Below are 14,818 nucleotides of genomic sequence, written 5' to 3' on the forward strand. Positions count from 1 at the left end.
GTGGGACCGGCCGGATCAGGGCGCGATGAAGACGTAGCGCCGGTAGGCGAAGAAGCGGAACAGCGTGGCGAGAACCCAGCCGAAGACGCGGGCGACATTGTCACTGAGGGCCGATTCGAGCCCGATCACGTGCCGTGCCAGGAAGACCGTGCCCGCCGTGATGGCGACGCCGACGATGTTCGCGAAGAGGAACAGGGTCAGCTCCTGGGTCACCTTTTCGCGACGCTGATGACGGTAGGTCCAGTAGCGATTGCCGACCCAGCTGAAGAGCGTTGCGGCGCTGGTCGCGATTACGGACGCCTGGACGGGCGCGGTCCGCATCGATCCGCCACCCGCGGCACCGGGGAGGCCGAAGACCAGCAGGTTGTAGCCGCCGTTGTCCACGACGAAGGCCAGCGCCCCGACGATCCCGAACTTCGCGGCCTCGCGCCAGACGCCTCTGACGGCGTCACGCATACGGAGCGTCAGACACGCGAGAACCGGCACAAAACGAGAGTAACGACACGGCGCGCCCTCCCCTCCCGGACTCGCCCATAACGCATCATTTCTTCTTATATACGGCGCCTTTGTCATGCGGCACCTGTTCGCGCAAGGGAGCGTTTCGCGTAAGGAGCGCAAGGAGCGTAAGGAGTGGTCGTGAGACCGACGATCGCGTGTGTCGTGCCGTGTCACAACGAGGAGGCGGCCGTCGGCAAGGTGGTGCGCGATCTGCGGGCGGCGCTCCCCGAGGCCGACATCTACGTGTACGACAACGCCTCGACCGACCGCACGGTGGAGGTCGCCCGCGAGGCGGGTGCGATCGTCCGGGAGGAGCCCCGCAAGGGAAAGGGCAACGTCATCCGGCGCGCCTTCGCCGATGTCGACGCCGACGCGCTGCTCATCATCGACGGCGACGACACGTACGACGCGTCACGGGCGCGCGACTTGGTGGACCTGCTCTTCGAGGGCCCCTACGACCAGGTCGTCGGCGCTCGTCGCCAGACGGTCAGCGGTGCCTACCGGACGGGGCACACCGTCGGCAACAAACTGCTCACCGGGGCGGTGCGCTCTCTGTTCGGCAATGACGTGACCGACATGCTGAGCGGCTACCGGGTCTTCTCCCGGCGCTTCGTCAAATCCTTCCCGGCACTCTCCCGCGAGTTCGAGACCGAGACCGAGATGACCGTCCACGCACTCCACCTCCGCCTCCCCACGGCGGAGGCGGTGGTGGACTACAGAGTCCGGCCCGACGGAAGCGAGAGTAAACTGCGAACATGCCGGGACGGCTGGCGCATCCTCCGGCTGATCCTCGATCTGGCCCGGCGCGAGCGGCCCTCGCTCGTCCACACCGTGATCGCGGGTGCGCTCGCCCTCGTCTCGGTCATTCTCGGTATCCCCGTCATCACCGACTTCGTCCGGACCGGCACCGTGCCACGCTTCCCGACGGCGATCCTCGCCGCCGCGATCATGACCATCGCGACGCTGGTCCTGCTCGTGGGCTACATCCTTGAGTCGGTCATGTACATGCGCCAGGAACAGTTGCGGCTCGCGCACCTCGCCTATCCGGCACCGCACCCCTCGCCACCGCACCTCCGCCAGGAGGCCGACGCCCACGGCCCGGCGGCGATCACGCAAAAATAATGTGGTCGGCGTCCACGTCGCTCAAAGCCTCATATCGGCGATAATCGGAATATGAGTACGGCGATGTATGAACTAGCGGCCGCGGGGAGCGATGTGCTCAACGTGATCGCCGCCTTTGTCGGAGGCCTGTTCATCGCCGGTGCCTTGATCTGGGCCGTGCGATTGGGCATGAAGGCCATGGACCAGGAGCTGCCCCACCCCCGCCCGGAGGAGCAGCCGAAGCTGCCCGAGTCCGGCCCGATCCGCGAGGTCCGGGAGCTACGGGAGCCGGACGAAGTTCCGGTGCCCCCGGACGGGCGGGAACGGCTCATGCCGTATCAGCTCCACCACTCCGCAAGCAAACGAGGTAAGGACCAGCACCGGAAGCGCTGGCTGCCGGGTTCCAGCGGCTCCTTCGGGAGCGGAGGACTGGGGCATACATGATCGCGGCCTCGGCTGCGCGTGATCATCTACGACGTGCGGGGGTTGCCCCTCTACAGGGCGGCCCCCGCCGTCCTGGGCCGGTACACCGCCAGTGCCCAGATCACGAAGAAGTTGATGGCGATCATGATGACCGACCAGACCGGGGCGTACGGCAGGAACAGGAACTGGGCGACCATGCTCAGGGACGCCAGGAAGATGCCCGTCATCCGGGCCCAGGCGGCGCCCTTGAGGATGCCCCAGCCGGTGGCGGCGATGACCGCGCCCAGGACGATGAGGATCACTCCCCAGCCGGTCAGGTTGATCTTGTAGACGTAGTCGCCGAGGCGGGCCCAGACGTCGTCCTCCGCGAGCGCGGAGATGCCCTGGAAGATCGCCAGGACGCCGTTCATCAGCATCAGCACACCGGCGAAGACGACCCCGCCCGTGACCCAGCCGGCTTGGGTCGGCGTCATCGCGGGGCCGGCCTCGGCGGACGCGGGACCGGCCGGCCGGAAGGTGTCGTCCCGGGCCGGGGGCGTCTGCTCCCGGCCCGTGGGCGTCCGGCCCCCTCCGGTCGGCGGCGGTGTCGCGTGCGGTTGCTGGGTCATGGCGGTATCCCGTCTCTGCCGGGGCGGGCGGCACGGTGAGCCGTGAGCTGTGAGCCGTGAGCCGTCCGCCAGGGTCTCGTCCTTCGACTCGACGATCGGGCGAGACGAGAGCCGCCGCCATGGGGGCGCGGCTGTCCGGGTGAAGCCCGGCGTGGAGCGGCCGGGTCCGTCAGTCCGCCACCGGCCAGTTGAGCTCGGTGCGCAGGTCACGCGGGTCCATCTCCGGCGTGGGCTGTGTGACGTAGGTTTCCCACCTGACCTCTCCGGCCGACAGCCCTTGGGCACGCAGCCAGGAGTGCAGCCGCTGCCAGGAGGAGTCGAGAGCGTCGTACGACCCGACGTGCGTCAGCCGCGCGACCAGGCCGCCGGGCAGCGAACCGGCGACGACGTCGCCCTGGGGCCGCACGGCCCGGTCCGTGGCGAAGCCGACCTCGAGGTCGACGGTCTCTCCGGGAAGTCCGTGTCCGGGAAGTCCGCGGTGGACGCAGAAGGCAGGGCTCGCCACGGCGATCCGCTGAGCGTCGATGGTCAGGGCCAGGGTACGGAAGGAGGAGTCGAAGAAGTCCCGCAGCTGAGCCATCGGAACGACGCCGCGGATCACCGCTGTCATCGCCGGGTCGAGTCTCACGAGCTGCGGCTCGGTTCCAGGAGTACTCATGACGTGTGGACCGGGCCCGCACCGGAATCTCATCGCCCAGCCTTGGACAACCCCTTCGACGACGTGCCGCCCACCATGATCTGGATCTGCTCGCTCGCCGCACTCACACCGTTCAGGGAAGCCGTCGCCTGAAGCCGCCCCGCGCCGGCCGCGAGCGCCGGGCCCGGTAGGCACGACCAGGTGCCGTCGGTGCCGGCCGTCGTCGCGCAGACCTTGTTCTCGGCCGCGTCCCGGACGGTGACCTGGGAGCCCGGATAGGCCGTACCGGAGATCTCCGGCCGGTCGGGCAACGGCACCCCCGACTCGGGGCGGGTCAGCTTCGGCTCGGGCAGGCCGACGATCACCGCGCACGCGCCCCGCTGCCGGACCATCCCGCTCACGTCCGTGAGCCACAGCGCACAGCCCCGCAGCCGTGTGCCCGGCACGGCGTACGCGGGCACGGCCAGGACGAAGGGGAAGGCCCGGCCCCGCCACGCCTCAGCCCCGGCGGAACCCGTCAAGGTGTACATCCCGCTGCCCCTGTCGCGCGCGAGAGCGCCCCGGTAGCCGGCGGCGTCGAGCGGCACGCCCGTGACCGCGACCCCGTCCGGCGCCGTCAGCGTCAACGCCGACCCGGCGCCCAACGGCGGCCCCGCGTACCCCGCGACCTCGACGACCCCTGCCCGCCCCGGGCCGATGGTCACGGCACCCCACAGCTCACGGCCGGGCTCACCGGCGTACGCCACCGCGGGCGACGAACCGCACAGGACGGCGATCGCGCCCGCCAGGGCTATGCCCACCAGGGCGACTGACTTCCTGGACCTGCTCATCGTCGGCGAACTCCTCACGGCCTCACGACGGACGTCGGCGACACCGGCGACACCGCTGCGAGCGATTCTCCCGGCCTGTTTCCGCAGGTGGCATGTGGTGCACGGCCGTATGGGCGACCCACCGCCGAATGGGGGCCGAGAGACAGTCAGCCGATCCAGACGGTCGTGTCCGGGCCCAGCAGCCCGTCCTCCAGAGGGGCGCTGCTCAGCAGCACCTCCCCCGCCGGCAGCCGTACGGCCGTCCCCGACAGGTTGGTGACGCACCGCCAGCCGTCGTGCCGGGTGAAGTCCAGTACCCCGGCCGGGGTGTCGTCCGCCCAGACCAGTGACTCGCCCTCCAGCAGCTTGCGGCGCAGCCGCAGGGCCGTGCGGTAGAGCTCCAGGGTGGAGCCCTCGACACCGTCCTGGGCCTCGACGGCGTACGCCGCGAAGCTGTCCGGCTGCGGCAGCCAGGCACCACCCGCCCCGAAGCCGTACGACGGTCCCGTCGTCGTCCACGGCAACGGCACCCGGCACCCGTCGCGCCCCTTGCGCACCCGACCCGTCTGCTCCCAGATCGGGTCCTGGAGGACCTCGACGGGCAGTTCGGCGACCTCGGGCAGGCCGAGTTCCTCGCCCTGGTAGACGTACGACGATCCGGGCAGCGCCAGCATCAGGAGCGTGGCCGCCCTGGCCCGTCGTAGGCCGTGGGACTCGTCCACCGCGGGTGCGTGGCCGCCGGACAGCAGCCAGGCGTTGTCGTCGGTGCCGGGCGGGAGCATCAGCCGGGAGGTGTGCCGTACGACGTCGTGGTTGGACAGCACCCAAGTGGCGGAGGCGCCCGCCTGGTGCGCGCTGTCCAGGGAGTCGGTGATGACCTGGCGCAGTTCGTCCGCGTCCCAACCGGCCTGGAGATACTCGAAGTTGAAGGCCTGGCCGAGTTCGTCCGGGCGGGCGTACAGCGTGCGTCGGGCGCCCTGGACCCAGGCCTCGGCGACCGCCATGCGGGGCGGGCGGTAGGAGTCGAGGATCTTGCGCCAGTCGCGGTAGATCTCGTGGACCTCGTCGCGGTCGAAGAAGGGGTGGGTGCCGGGCGGGAACTGGGGGAGCGCGTCCTCGCCGCTGAGTTCGGGGGCGCCGAGGTCGCGCAGCGGCTCGCTCAGGTCCTTGGCCAGGGCGTGGGCGACGTCGACGCGGAAGCCGTCGACACCGCGGTCGGACCAGAAGCGCAGGGTGGTGCGGAAGTCGGCGCGGACCTCCTCGTTCGCCCAGTCGAGGTCGGGCTGTTGGGGGGCGAACAGGTGGAGGTACCACTGTCCGTCCGGCACCCGCTGCCAGGCGCTGCCGCCGAAGACGGACTGCCAGTCGGTGGGCGGGAGTTCGCCGTGCGTGCCGCGGCCGTCGCGGAAGACGTAGCGGTCGCGGGCGGGGGAGCCGGGGCCGGAGGCGAGGGCCTCCTGGAACCACACGTGCTGGTGGGAGGTGTGGTTGGGGACCAGGTCGACGATCACTTTCAGGCCGAGCCGGTGGGCCTCGGTGGCCAGCGCGTCGAAGTCGTCGAGGCTGCCCAGGCGTGGGTCGACGTCCCGGTGGTCGGCCACGTCGTAGCCGCCGTCGGCGAGTTCGGAGGGGTAGAAGGGGCTCAGCCACAGGGCGTCGACGCCGAGCGCGGCGAGGTGGGTCAGCCGCCGGGTGATGCCCTTGAGGTCCCCGAGTCCGTCGCCGTCGGCGTCGGCGAAGCTGCGGGGGTAGACCTGGTAGACGACGGCCTGGCGCCACCAGTTGGGGTCGCGGGAGGAGAGGTCGGCAGTGGTGTCGGAGCGGTCGGAGCGGTCGGGGTGGTCGGTAACGGGGTCGGTCACGTGGTCTCCCTCGTGGCAGTGGCGCGGGGCACTCAGGTGGGCAATCGGACGGGCACTCAGGTACCTGTCCACATTGTCGGGAAAGCGAACTCGAACGCTGTCCGGAGCAGTTCATTCCCCGTGTGACGAAATTGTGATGGCTTTCTGAAGTCGCCCTCCATAGCCGCAGGTTGACAGCGTTCTGCCAGGAGATCCACGATGTGCGGACACCGTGGCCCATGTGACCAATGGGCCCAGTGTTTTCAGACCCTGTGCATCACTCTGTGTATCTCAGGGCTCTGTGTGCGTTTTTCAGACCCGGTGTTCTTCGGAACACTCGCCACCCCCCTCACCCGATGGGATCCGCATGTCCATAGCTAGACGTGTCACCGCGCGCCGCCTGCTGGGGACGGGCGCCGCGGCGCTCGTCCTCTGTGCCGCCCCCGCCTCGGCCGCCTGGGCCACCGGCACCCCCGGCGGCGACGGCTGGAAGTCCGGCGGCAGCTACAAGCCCGGAACGGGCGCGGGCACGGAAACCGGTACCGACCGCTGCCAGTTCTCGCTGGACGGATCGAACTTCTACGACTCGGTCAAGGTCGACGACCAGAACCTCAAGCCCACCGACGACGGCAAGGTCCACATCAAGGTCCGTGCCGCCGGTGACGCCTCCACCTGCACCGCCTCCCTCGCCTCCTACCTCGCCCACGGCGCGACCTTCGCGACCTCCGGCGAGCAGGTCTTCGTCGACTTCGACACGGTGACCGTCAAGCCGGGGCAGACCGAGTCCCTCGACATCGCGGTGCCGGACGCGGGCTGCTTCGCGCAGATCGACCTCTACCGCGGCGCGGTCAAGTTCGACGGCAAGCTCGACGCGAACGACGGCTTCCAGCACGGCGACCTGCCCAAGGGCCCGGACCGCCCGGTCATCAAGGACAAACTGATCGCGGCCTGGAACGGCGGCACGAAGAACTGCACGACGCCTCCGGCCACGGAGGAGCCCCCGGCCACGCCGACCCCGCCCCCGTCGACCCCCGAGGAGCCCACCGAGCCCTCGACACCGACGGCGGAGACGACGCCTCCGGCGACGGAGCCCCCGGCCTCGGAGACCCCGTCCACCGAGACCCCGACCCCGACCCCCTCCGACTCCACCACCGCCCCGGCCCCCCAGCCGAACGGCGGCGGCGACAACCTCGCGGAGACAGGCGGCAGCAGCGCGACCGGCCCGATCGCTATCGGCGCGGCCGTACTCCTGGCGGGCGGCGCGGGCATCGTCCTGACGACGCGACGCAAGCGAGCCGCTCGCTCGTAAGCATCACCCGGTAATGGGCAGATCTGTTCCACCGGCACGCCCGCGTGACCTGGGGTTTCCCCTCGCGGGGGTGGAACAGATCTGCCCATCACCACGTCCCCCGTGTGATCTTGGATACCTGCGCAAGTACGCAGCTATGCAGGAGACCGCTTGCCGCCCTACGGTGGGCGGGCCGTGGTGCTCGGGAAGCCGGTGACGCCCCCTCAGGACACTCAGGAGGCCATTCCGGAGCGGCCCTCGCCACTGTGATCGGGGAGTTCACGTCCCGTCCGGCACGAGCCGGGCCACTGGTCGTACGACTGGGAAGGCAGGGACGGCGGACGCACGACCCTCCCCCACTCTCGACTTCGCTCGAGCGGGAGGTACCCCCAAGCCAGGAGACCGGCCACGGCATCTCACGAGTTGATCCACGAGGTGCTGGAGCGTGACCGTATGACCCTGCCCGAGCCCACATCCTCCTTCCGCTGGCGGCGCGAGGACACCCTCAAGACCGCCGGTCTGATGGCGGTGATCGCCGCCCTGCACGTCGTCGCCTTCGGGGTTCTCTTCCTGCTCGTCGTGCCCGGTCACTACGAGGTCGGCGACAAGGCCTTCGGCATCGGCCTCGGCATCACCGCCTACACCCTCGGCATGCGGCACGCCTTCGACGCCGACCACATCGCCGCCATCGACAACACCACCCGCAAGCTGATGGCCGACGGCAAGCGGCCGGTGTCGGTGGGCTTCTGGTTCGCCCTCGGGCATTCGAGCGTGGTGGTGGTCATGGCCGCACTCGTCGCGGGCGGCGCCGCACTCGCGGGCACGCTCCTGAACGACGAGTCGCGTACCCACCAGACGCTCGGGATCGTCGGTACGACGGTCTCCGGCACGTTCCTCTACCTCATCGCCGCCCTCAACCTGGTCGCCCTGCTCGGGATCCTGAAGGTCTTCCGGGCGATGCGGGCCGGCGAGTACGACGAGAAGGAGCTCGAACAGCACCTGGATTCAAGGGGGTTCATGAACCGCGTCCTGGGCCGCCTCACCAAGTCCATCAGCCGTCCGGGGCAGATGTTCCCCCTCGGCTTCCTCTTCGGCCTCGGCTTCGACACGGCCACCGAGGTGACCCTGATGGTGATGGCGGGCTCGGGCGCGGCGGCCGGTCTCCCCTGGTACGCGATCCTCTCCCTCCCTCTCCTCTTCGCCGCCGGCATGAGCCTGTTCGACACCCTCGACGGCACGTTCATGAACTTCGCCTACCAGTGGGCGTTCTCCCACCCCGTCCGCAAGGTCTTCTACAACCTCACGATCACCGGCCTGTCCATCGCCGTCGCCTTCTTCATCGGCACGATCGAACTGGTCGGCGTGCTGCACGAGAAGCTCGACCTGACCGACGCCGTGACCACCTGGATCGCCGAGATCGACCTCGACAACGTCGGGTACGTCATCGTCGCTCTGTTCGTGGTGGTGTGGGCGGCGGCCATCGCCTACTGGCGACTCGCGAGGGTGGAGCAGCGGTGGGCGGTGCGCCCCGCCGCCGACACCCGCTAGACACCCTCCACCGTCGCCAGCCACAGCTTCACGTACCGCTCCACATCCACGCCCAACGCCACATTCACCAGCGGCTGTTCACGTACACCCTCGTGAATCTCGGACTCGCCGGGCCGCGGGCGGCGGTCGACGATCGTCTGGCCTCGGGTGGGGCCCGGGGACAGGCTCACCTCGACCGGGAGGCTCTCCGTCGTGATGCCGTCCGGGTCGACGACCGCGCAGACCGCGCCCGCGTCGCCGAGGCCGCCCATGGGGGTGGGGTCGCCGGAGGTGGCGGGGTCGCGGTGGGCGAGGAGTTCGCCGGCCATGCGGAGGCGGGGTTCCGTGCTCGCGCGCAGGCGCTGGACGTCCCCGGCCGGGACCAGGACCTGCTTGAAGACGTCCAGGCCGTACATGGTGATCGGCACCCCGGCCGTCAGCAGGATCGCGGCGGCCTCGGGGTCGTGCCACACGTTGAACTCCGCGACCGGGGTGGCGTTTCCGGTCGCCACCGCGCCGCCCATGAACACGATCCGCTCGATGTTGCGGACCACCTCGGGGTGCGTGCGCAGGAGCAGCGCGATGTTGGTCAGCGGGGCGGTGGGGATGAGGGTGACGGGGCGGGGGGACGCGAGGATCTCCTGCCTCAGCAGCGTGACCGCGTCGACGTCGACCGGGACCCGGGTCGGCGCGGGCAGGCCGAGGTCGCCCATCCCGTCCTGGCCGTGGACGTGCCGGGCTGTGCGGACGGGCTCGATCAGCGGGCGTTCGGCACCCCGCGCGACCGGGATGCCGGGCGCCCCGGCCTGCTCCAGCACGGTCAGGGTGTTGCGGACCACCCCGTCCACGTCGGTGTTGCCCGCCACGCAGGTCACCGCGCGCACGTCGAGACCCGGGTGCCGTACGGCGAAGAGCAGGGCCAGAGCGTCGTCGACACCCGTGTCGCAGTCGATGATCACCGGGATGGGCTGATCTGTCACGGCAGTCATGGCGGTCACGGTTGAGATCCTCTCTCCACGGGCTACGAGAGTGACCTTACGCAGCCCGCCACAGTTCGGCGCCGCGCTCCTCCACACAGGCACCGACCCGACGCAGCAGTTCGGCCACCGGTACCGCCCCGGGGCGCCTGCCGTCCCGCAGCCGTACGGCCGCCAGGTCGCCGTCGGCCTCCCGCTCCCCGATCACCGCCTGGTACGGCACGAGCCGCGCCGCCCGGATGCGGGCGCCGAGGGTGCCGTCACCGGGGGCGGCCAGCTCCGCCCGCAGCCCCCGCGCCAGAGCCCGCCGTACGACCTCCTCCCCCTGCTCCACCTGCGCCTGAGCCACCGGCAGCACCACCAGCTGCACGGGCGCGAGCCATGCCGGGAACGCGCCGCCGTGTTCCTCGATGAGGTGCGCGACCGCACGCTCGACGCTGCCGATGATGCTGCGGTGCACCATGACCGGCCGGTGTTTCGCCCCGTCGGCGCCGATGTAGTGCAGGTCGAAGCGTTCGGGCTGGTGGAAGTCGATCTGGACGGTGGACAGGGTGGCTTCGCGGCCGGCGGGGTCGGTGATCTGGACGTCGATCTTGGGGCCGTAGAAGGCGGCCTCGCCCTCCACCGCCTCGTAGGCGATGCCGGAGCCGTCCAGGACCTCCCTGAGCAGTGCGGTGGCCCGCCGCCACAGCTCCGGGTCGGCGACGTACTTGCCCTTGCCGTCCTCGCCGGGGAGGGAGAGACGGTACCGGGCGGCGCGGATGCCCAGGTCGGCGTAGGCGCGGGCGATCAGCTCCAGGGCCGCGCGGGCCTCCTGGACGGCCTGCTCCAGGGTGCAGAAGATGTGCGCGTCGTTGAGCTGGATGGCCCGGACCCGGGTCAGGCCGCCGAGCACGCCGGACAGCTCGGAGCGGTACATGCCGCCCAACTCGGCCATGCGGAGTGGGAGTTCGCGGTAGCTGTGGGAGCGGGAGCGGTAGATGAGGGCGTGGTGGGGGCAGAGGCTGGGGCGCAGTACGACCTCCTCCGCTCCCAGCGCCATCGGCGGGAACATGTCGTCGCTGTAGTGGGACCAGTGGCCGGACATCTCGTACAGCTCCCGCTTGCCGAGCACGGGCGAGTACACGTGCCGGTAGCCGGCGGCGCGTTCGGCCTCCCGGATGTACTCCTCCAGGGTGTGCCGTACGACGGCCCCGTCGGGGAGCCAGTACGGCAGGCCCGCGCCCATCAGCGGGTCGGTGTCGAACAGGTCGAGTTCACGGCCGAGTCGGCGGTGGTCGTACATGCGGTGGTCGTACATGGTGAGCTCCCTCGCTCGGGGGGCGAGGTACCAGGGGAACCAGGAAACGACGCAGCCCCGGGGCACTCGCCCCGGGGCTGCGGACATGCGGTCCAGTGGTCAGCGCGCCGGGACACTCTCCGGCGTCGTCGTGAGAGACGGGTGTGCGGGAACACGGGCGCGCTGCATGGGGGGACGGTAGCAGCGGGGCGCGGGGACGGACGACCGGTTTTCCTGCCGGTTCCTCCACATCACTCCTATCGCCTCACCCCTCATCCCTCAGCCCTCACCCGGTCACCCGGACGGCCCGGCTCACTGGTGGCCCGTCCGGCGTGGTGGTGCCGTAAGAGGGCGTACTCGATCTTGGCCGCCCCAAGGAGACACCCCCGATGACCCGACCGCCGGTCCGCGCCCTCCTCGCCTCCGCGCTCTCGCTCGGCGTCCTGCTCACCGCGACCGCCTGTTCCTCGCTGATCCCCCACCCGCAGACCGCCCCGAGACCCGCCGTGACGCCCACGACGACCCCGTCCCCGGCCACCACCCACCGGCCCACGAAATCCGCGTCCCCGACCGCCGCCCCCGCCCTCACCCGGGCACAGGCAGAAGCCGCCCTGGTCACGGAGGACGACCTGGATGAGCCGTGGGCGTCGTCGCAGGGCCCCGCGACCTGGCGGGACGGGCTGCTCAAGGCCACGACGAAAGCCCCGGACTGCCAGCGCCTGCTCGACGCCCTCTACGCCGAGGAACTGTTCGGCGCGGACGCCCGGCCCCGGGCGGTGATCGGCCTCGACGACCCCTGGAACGAGGCCCAGATGCGCTACCAGATCCTCGCCCCGCGCCCGGCCGACATCGACCGGACCCTGGCCTGGATGAAGACGCTGCCCCGGAAGTGCGACCGGTTCACGGCGAGGACCGCCCACGGCTACGTGCAGCGTGTCCAGGTCAGCGAGGCGCCCCTGCCGGACGCCGGGGACGCCCGCCAGGGCCTGCGCGTCAGCCTGTACGGCGAGACGGAAGACGGCGACACCACCCTGCTCAGACTGGAGGTCGCCGCCGTCCGCGTCGGCGACGACGCGATCAGTGTCTCCAACGGCGGCCTCGGCGAGGTGTCGTCCGACGTCACGCAGGGGGCCGTGGAACTGGGGGCGAGGCGCCTGACGGAGGTCCGTAAACACGGGCGGGTGGAGGTCTGAACAGGGGCGGGGCATCCGCCGCCGCTGCGCCGAGACCGGTTTCAGTCCCGCTCGAACCTCGTCCGGTGCGCGACCACTTCGCGCGCCACATCGAGGGCCGTACGGTTCCGCGCGAAGGCGTGGGCCCTCAGCCGGGCCAGCGCCTCCTCGGAGCCGACCCCGAGCTGGGCCATGATCATGCCGACGGCCTGGTAGACCTCGTCCTGGTCGGCGGCCAGGCCGCTCAGCCAGGAATCCGCGCCCCGGCTGCCGTTCTCCTCGCCGCGCGGCAACGCCATCAGGGCCACCGTCATCACGCCGGCCACCAGCAGCGCGGTGCGCAGTTCGCGGGCCGTGAGCTCGCCAGGGGTGTCGCGGTAGAGGTCGAGCGTGCCCACGCACACGGAGTCGTTGCCCAGCGGCAGCGCGTACACCGCCCGCACCCCGGCGGCCGTGGCCTGCTGTGCGAAGACCGGCCAGCGGCCCGCGTCCTCGCCGGACGTCAGGTCGCAGGCGAGCACGGGCGCGCCGGTCCGCGCGGCGTGCAGACAGGGTCCGTCGCCCAGGGTGGCCTGGATCTCCGCCAGGAACGCGGCCTGCTCGCTGCTCGCGCTCACCCGTACCGGCATGCCGTCGCTGTGCAGCGCCACGCTGGCCCCTACCACCGGCAGCAGCTCGACCGCCACCTCGCACAGCCGCTCCGGGATCTCCCTGGGCTCGGCGTCCCGCACCTCCTCGGCGATGACGTCGACGGCCCGCATCCGGTCCTGCCGGTCCTCGCGCTCGTCGTCCACATCCGGCCGGCGAGGGCCCGGCGTCCGGGGGCCCGCACTCGGGCAGCCGCCACCCGCCGCACCGCGCCCGCCGGGGTCGTCACCGGGGGCACCCTGTCGATCGTTCCTGGGCCGCACGGCCACCGCCTCCTTCGACCACAGCGCGGCCAATGTCGTGCGTGGGCGCCGCCCGACTACCCCTCGCCCATGGGGCGAAACCCGGGGCGTTCAGGGCAGCCCCACCGCTGCTCGTACGGGTCCGCCGGCTGCCGCACCCGCCGCACCGACGTGGCGTCGAGGACCGGCGGCCAGGTGCGGTCATCCGGACCGTACGGCCCTCCAGGGAGCGCCCCCTGTCATAGATCACCCGGGTGAACCGAACTCCGCGAGCGTGAGCTCGACCGGGTCCCCTGCGGGGAGCGCCGGGAACGTGCCGACGCCCTGAGCGGCCCGCTGGGCGGCCTCGCAGCCGCTGTGCGCCGCCCCGGTTTCGTCACATACGTCACAGAGGAGGCTGTGCGGGTGCGGGCCCGAGGGTGGTGGTGCCGGGGGCCGTACGGTGTCCCAGTCCCGTCCGGTACGCGTCCAGCGCCGCCTCCACCCGGCCGGTACGGCGCAGCAGGTCCCCCAGCATCCGGCACAGGTCGGCCAGGTCACCGGCGGCGCCCGCACGCTCCAGCAGGCTCAGCGCCCGGACGTAGTGCTCCTCGGCGGTCTCGGTGTCCCGGGCGTCCTCGGCGATGATGCCGAGGAGGCGGTGTGCGGCGGCGGAGTGCAGGGCGCCGCGTTCGGAGCTGAGGTCGCTGAGCACCTCGTGCAGCAGCGCGGCGGCCTCCTCGGACCTGCCGCGCCGGTGCAGTACGTCGGCCAGCTCGACGGCGACCTGGCTGGAGTAGAGGGAGGCCCGCTTGGCGGAGAGCATGGTGAGGGCCTGGCGCAACTCGCCCTCGGCGGACTCCAGTTCACCCTTCTGGGCGTAGACGTAGCCGCGCATCCAGTGACAGTTGGCGAGCTCGGTGCGCAGCTGCAGCTGCCGGTACAGCTCGGCGGCCTTGGCCAGCGAGGCGTCGGCCTCGGCGACGCGGCCCTCGGCGAGCAGGGTACGGGCGACGGACCGGTGCATACGGGCGACCAGAGCCGGGTCACCGGCCTGCGGCGCGAGGGCGAGGGCGAGCTCGGCGGCCTGCGCGGCGCGGGCGTGCGCGCCCATGTCCATGTACGGGCCGATGACGCTGGCGTAGAGGAGGAGCAGCGCGTCGGGGTCATGCAGGCCGCCGCGGTTGAGCTCGTCGAGGGTCGACTCCAACAGGTAGACCGAGTAGCGGAGTTCGCCCGCCAGGTAGTGCGAGACGGCACGTCCGCGCAGGGCCGGGACCCGGGCGGGCAGCGGCACGTCCCCGAACGCCTTCTCGGCCCGCTCGAAGAACAGCCGGCCCGCCGCCAACTCCCCGGTCTCCAGGGCGCATTCCCCGAGCCCGAGCAGCGCGGCGGCCCGCACCTCGTCGAGGTCGAGCGTCTCCGCCTCGGCGAGCAGCCGGCCGTACTGCTCCGCCGCCGCCTCGGCCTTCCCGGTGGCGAGGGTGCGCTGGGCCTCGGTCAGCCGGAGCCGCAGGTCGGTGACGAGGCGGGCCGGCCGCCCGGTCGCCAGCTCGTCGAAACCGACGCCGAGCCGCTCGGCGAGGTGCTTGAGCGCGTCGTCGGAGGGCCGGACGCGGCCTGCCTCCAGCGTCGAGATATAGGCGGGCGTGTACGCCGGTTCGGCCAACTGCTTCTGCGTCAGCCCGCGTTCGACTCGCAACTGCTGCAACCTGCGCCCGATGGTCACCGGGTCGTCGCGCTCCGACATGCCCAACTCCCCTAGCGCCTCTTGCCGTTCGGCTCCGTC

14 protein-coding genes and 1 riboswitch are annotated in these 14,818 nt (G+C 71.3%); of the genes, 5 read left to right on the top strand and 9 right to left on the bottom strand.

Annotation, left to right across the window (positions count from 1 at the left end; all coding sequences use genetic code 11):
- Positions 1–15: 15 nt before the first annotated feature.
- Entirely contained in the window at positions 16–486 is a 471-nt protein-coding gene (locus CLM62_RS22080) for a GtrA family protein (protein ID WP_257003993.1), read from the bottom strand.
- Positions 487–630: 144 nt separating this feature from the next.
- On the opposite strand from CLM62_RS22080, the gene CLM62_RS22085 reads away from it, so the two are divergent.
- Positions 631–1,620 (top strand): glycosyltransferase family 2 protein, encoded by a 990-nt coding sequence (locus tag CLM62_RS22085; protein WP_095751589.1) that lies wholly within the window; start codon positions 631–633, stop codon positions 1,618–1,620.
- Between the two features lie 51 nt (positions 1,621–1,671).
- Positions 1,672–2,043, top strand: a complete 372-nt coding sequence (locus CLM62_RS22090; RefSeq protein WP_095751590.1) for a DUF6479 family protein — start codon at positions 1,672–1,674, stop codon at positions 2,041–2,043.
- 50 nt (positions 2,044–2,093) lie between these two features.
- Here CLM62_RS22090 and CLM62_RS22095 read toward each other — a convergent pair whose 3' ends face one another.
- The 4 genes from CLM62_RS22095 to CLM62_RS22110 form a co-directional block, all read right to left on the bottom strand.
- Positions 2,094–2,630, bottom strand: coding sequence for a hypothetical protein (locus CLM62_RS22095; protein ID WP_095751591.1), 537 nt, complete (start codon positions 2,628–2,630; stop codon positions 2,094–2,096).
- Between the two features lie 169 nt (positions 2,631–2,799).
- Positions 2,800–3,288 (bottom strand): GyrI-like domain-containing protein, encoded by a 489-nt coding sequence (locus tag CLM62_RS22100; protein ID WP_095751592.1) that lies wholly within the window; start codon positions 3,286–3,288, stop codon positions 2,800–2,802.
- A gap of 29 nt (positions 3,289–3,317) precedes the next feature.
- Entirely contained in the window at positions 3,318–4,097 is a 780-nt protein-coding gene (locus CLM62_RS22105) for a hypothetical protein (RefSeq protein WP_095751593.1), read from the bottom strand.
- 146 nt (positions 4,098–4,243) lie between these two features.
- Entirely contained in the window at positions 4,244–5,938 is a 1,695-nt protein-coding gene (locus CLM62_RS22110) for an alpha-amylase family glycosyl hydrolase (protein WP_095751594.1), read from the bottom strand.
- Positions 5,939–6,284: 346 nt separating this feature from the next.
- Between CLM62_RS22110 and CLM62_RS22115 the strand changes: the two genes are divergently transcribed.
- Positions 6,285–7,226: an LAETG motif-containing sortase-dependent surface protein gene (locus CLM62_RS22115; protein WP_095751595.1), complete on the top strand. Its 942-nt coding sequence runs from the start codon at positions 6,285–6,287 to the stop codon at positions 7,224–7,226.
- A 158-nt stretch (positions 7,227–7,384) separates the two neighbouring features.
- Positions 7,385–7,631, top strand: a riboswitch (cobalamin riboswitch).
- A gap of 27 nt (positions 7,632–7,658) precedes the next feature.
- The gene (locus CLM62_RS22120) at positions 7,659–8,753 is read left to right on the top strand and encodes a HoxN/HupN/NixA family nickel/cobalt transporter (RefSeq protein WP_179382183.1); all 1,095 of its coding nucleotides are present in this window, start codon (positions 7,659–7,661) and stop codon (positions 8,751–8,753) included.
- Here the strand turns inward: CLM62_RS22120 and CLM62_RS22125 are convergent.
- Positions 8,750–9,712 carry a nucleoside hydrolase gene (locus tag CLM62_RS22125; protein ID WP_095751721.1) on the bottom strand — a complete coding sequence of 321 codons (963 nt, stop codon included), beginning with the start codon at positions 9,710–9,712 and terminating at the stop codon, positions 8,750–8,752. The two genes, CLM62_RS22120 and CLM62_RS22125, sit on opposite strands and share 4 nt — an antisense overlap.
- Positions 9,713–9,767: 55 nt before the next feature.
- The gene (gene thrS / locus CLM62_RS22130) at positions 9,768–10,994 is read right to left on the bottom strand and encodes a threonine--tRNA ligase (RefSeq protein ID WP_095751722.1); all 1,227 of its coding nucleotides are present in this window, start codon (positions 10,992–10,994) and stop codon (positions 9,768–9,770) included.
- A 383-nt stretch (positions 10,995–11,377) separates the two neighbouring features.
- Between thrS and CLM62_RS22135 the strand changes: the two genes are divergently transcribed.
- Positions 11,378–12,181 (top strand): hypothetical protein, encoded by an 804-nt coding sequence (locus tag CLM62_RS22135; protein WP_095751597.1) that lies wholly within the window; start codon positions 11,378–11,380, stop codon positions 12,179–12,181.
- A gap of 41 nt (positions 12,182–12,222) precedes the next feature.
- Here the strand turns inward: CLM62_RS22135 and CLM62_RS22140 are convergent, their stop codons facing one another.
- Positions 12,223–13,077 (bottom strand): GAF and ANTAR domain-containing protein, encoded by an 855-nt coding sequence (locus CLM62_RS22140; RefSeq protein WP_373559174.1) that lies wholly within the window; start codon positions 13,075–13,077, stop codon positions 12,223–12,225.
- Positions 13,078–13,435: 358 nt separating this feature from the next.
- Complete coding sequence (locus tag CLM62_RS22150) at positions 13,436–14,779, bottom strand: tetratricopeptide repeat protein (RefSeq protein ID WP_095751598.1); 1,344 nt, start codon at positions 14,777–14,779, stop codon at positions 13,436–13,438.
- Positions 14,780–14,818 lie beyond the last annotated feature (39 nt).

The organism is Streptomyces sp. SA15, from assembly GCF_002291145.1.
GTDB lineage: Bacteria > Actinomycetota > Actinomycetes > Streptomycetales > Streptomycetaceae > Streptomyces.